We start from the raw sequence: 2,716 nt of genomic DNA, 5'->3' as shown, positions 1-2,716 counted from the left end.
GGCTCCTCACTAAAACAGTCCACGGGACTGTTTCTTTACGTTCGGCCCTCATTATAAAGATAACGGTTCTTTTTAATTCCTCCATACTGGTATCCTAAGCCCTGAAGTTCAACTCCCCAGGGATTCCCAAAATCTCTTTGCTCATAAAGACAGGCAATAATGACTTTCTTGGACAATAATTAGGATTAAAGACAACCCATCTATCCCAGATAAAAAACGGGCATTTGATACTCTTAATTGATATTGTACAACGATTGATGAAGGTGTTTGCCGTAAGTGCCGACAACCTTTTGAACGATAGTGAAAACTCCGTGGTAGAGCTTCAGAACCACGAACTGAACGAGCAATTGATGCTGATTAACCAACTTGATGAAGATGAAAAAAACGCCCTGGTTAAAATCATTAATTCAATGCTCACCAAAAAACGGATGAAAGACCTGTTGGACAGTAAAGCCAATTTCTAAATGGCAAAATCCCCGGATTTTCTCCGAGGCTTTTGTATTATTTCCTTATCTCTGGGAACATTTGTTTTGCTCGTTCATTCCCTAATTCTTCTAAACTCTTTTTCGTGGTTAGATAATTCCTATCATTAAAGAGTTCAGCAATATTGGCAAGTTCTTTCTGTAAAAAATCCCTGTGTTCTTCAATGGTAGTTACATTGGTAAGATTTTTTTCATTATACAAAAGAGCTTTTACCAACGCTAAATCGCACCAATTTTCATTTGGCTTACTACTACATATATCAACTGTTTCAAATGATTTGGAACTGCTAAACCTTAATTGGAAACTGCCATTGGTAAATATATCGTAGTAATCCCCAAAGAATGCAGATGTATCTTTTTGGATTAGCTCAAAGCCGTTTGACTTTAGGAAGCTATATATCTTTTCGTTGTTCTTCATAGCTTTCTATTTAACTAACCAAAGTCCGTCAGAACTTACTTTGTAGTCTTTGTCAAATAAATAATTCAATTCCTTTTGATAAAAACTGCCCGGCTTAACTTGATTAAGAGGTGTAGCAAGTCTGATATTGTCCCCACGTAAAATTATTCTATCGAGAAACTTTTGATTTGCTCCCCATTGTTGGGCAGGGGTCATTTTATTCCACACATTAGTAGGAATATTAAATCTCTTAGCTCCTAACTCTCCTGCAAGTTTCGTGTATGCAGGATAATGACCCAAGACTGTCGTACCCCCCCTTAGCGGCTACTCTCGCCACTTCTCCTAAAACTTCATGATCTGGTTGTACCTCTTTAATTGAGAGTAGTCGACTTAGCCTACCAGTTTGACCGACTTCTACATGAACTGAACTTTCAATTTCATCCTAGGCATAGATTTTTGATATACCACTTTGATGATTTTGATAGAAAATGACAGGACTTGTAGAAGCCGGCATAACGTCAATCTGAAAGAATGCCAAAAAAATGAAAAACACTTTCAACTGCCAATATATTTCCTGTTTTAGTAGATATTTCATTTACTCACCGATTTCATCATTAGTTAAAAACGAAAAATGAACTCTATTGAAACAATCTGCAAGAAATGACATCTCTTGCTCTGTCAAATCTAGGCCTGTTCCAGAATTATCTGTCTCAATCCAGACTGTAAAAATGAGTTCAAGATTTGGATCATCTTTCAAACCTTTAAGTGTTTCCATTTTGTCTTCAAGTTTGGATCTCAAATATTCCAAATGAGGAGATATGCTTTCTTCTTCTGACAGAAGTGTTTTAGAACCAATTGCCCACAAATTGTATGGTTTAGTGATCAGGGAACCTGAATGCTCTGATATACTTGTATCACCCTTTTTGAAAGAACGGCTTGGTGAAATTCCAAGCATTTGACTGAGTTCTTCAGGAGTAACACTACCAGAAGATATTGTAAACTCACAAAATGATCTATAGATGAAATTGTCTGATTTCATAGCTTGACGTTTAATACAAATAATCAAAAAGGTTTCCTAAAACTTGTCCTGAATTGGGGTGAACTAAATCCCCATTACCCATAATCTTACCATGGAAATTAGGAGGTAATCCTATGTCCTTTTTAAGACCCTCAATTGCAATTTTACCTTGTTGCTTACTAAGACCTAGTGCTTTGAGAGTTGATTTATTTAAGGTATGTCCACCTGTTTGAAGTGTTTTACTAAACCCTTTTCCCGCAGCTCCCAGAGATTTAAAACCTTGCGTAATCTCCTTAGCGGCAATTCTACCAAGATTTAATGCCTTTAAAAAGCCAAAAATTGGTAATGTAAATCCTTCAATCGTATAGTCTGGATTTATTGCTCCTGTAGACAACGGTCTACCGATACCTGACCCACCACCTTGACTCATCGGGAGAAAACTATCTTCTCCTCCATCCATATCCCCAAAACCACCTGCACCAAACAAATATGGGCTTCCGAAATATTTCCTGCTCAGTACAGTGCCCGATTCAGCTACATAGGTCTCTGTATATCCTCCCAATACCTGCCTATTATCACCTGTGCCTGTACTGAATTCGATATAATCTGTGTTGATGGTTCTATCGATGTAGGAACCGCTGAAACTGATTGCGCCTGTTGAATTTTTCGAATCCTGTGTAGAATAACCGTCAGAATACTCAAACATCCCGTCCGGATCAATAAACTTCACCGGATTGTTGAAGCCATACCTGTAAGGTGTCCAGCCAGGTGCAAGCTCAGCCATTGGGTCAACAACACTCCATCGACTCCCGATAGCTA

General features: G+C 38.1%; 4 protein-coding genes. 1 reads left to right on the top strand and 3 read right to left on the bottom strand.

Translation table 11 applies throughout. From position 1 onward, the window contains the following. The first annotated feature begins 224 nt into the window (after positions 1-224). The gene (locus tag CLW00_RS21140) at positions 225-464 is read left to right on the top strand and encodes a DNA-binding protein (RefSeq protein WP_245917449.1); all 240 of its coding nucleotides are present in this window, start codon (positions 225-227) and stop codon (positions 462-464) included. 37 nt (positions 465-501) lie between these two features. Here the strand turns inward: CLW00_RS21140 and CLW00_RS21135 are convergent, their stop codons facing one another. From CLW00_RS21135 to CLW00_RS21485, 3 genes are all read right to left on the bottom strand, one after another. Continuing rightward, positions 502-900: a hypothetical protein gene (locus CLW00_RS21135; RefSeq protein WP_106135701.1), complete on the bottom strand. Its 399-nt coding sequence runs from the start codon at positions 898-900 to the stop codon at positions 502-504. Between the two features lie 574 nt (positions 901-1,474). Then, positions 1,475-1,918 carry a DUF4279 domain-containing protein gene (locus CLW00_RS21125; protein WP_106135699.1) on the bottom strand — a complete coding sequence of 148 codons (444 nt, stop codon included), beginning with the start codon at positions 1,916-1,918 and terminating at the stop codon, positions 1,475-1,477. Positions 1,919-1,928: 10 nt separating this feature from the next. Beyond that, positions 1,929-2,716 (bottom strand): hypothetical protein (locus CLW00_RS21485; RefSeq protein WP_211300244.1); only part of this gene is annotated, 788 nt, incomplete at its 5' end.

Origin of the sequence: Mongoliibacter ruber (assembly GCF_003003005.1) — a bacterium.
Lineage (GTDB): Bacteria > Bacteroidota > Bacteroidia > Cytophagales > Cyclobacteriaceae > Mongoliibacter > Mongoliibacter ruber.
The sequence above is the reverse complement of the archived record's forward strand: the minus strand, read 5'-3'. Positions and strand labels throughout refer to the sequence as shown.

Bases quoted from the DNA above. Each gene is read 5' to 3' on its own strand.
- CLW00_RS21125 (WP_106135699.1), bottom strand. From the start codon at position 1,918: ATGAAATCAGACAATTTCATCTATAGATCATTTTGTGAGTTTACAATA.
- CLW00_RS21135 (WP_106135701.1), bottom strand. From the start codon at position 900: ATGAAGAACAACGAAAAGATATATAGCTTCCTAAAGTCAAACGGCTTT.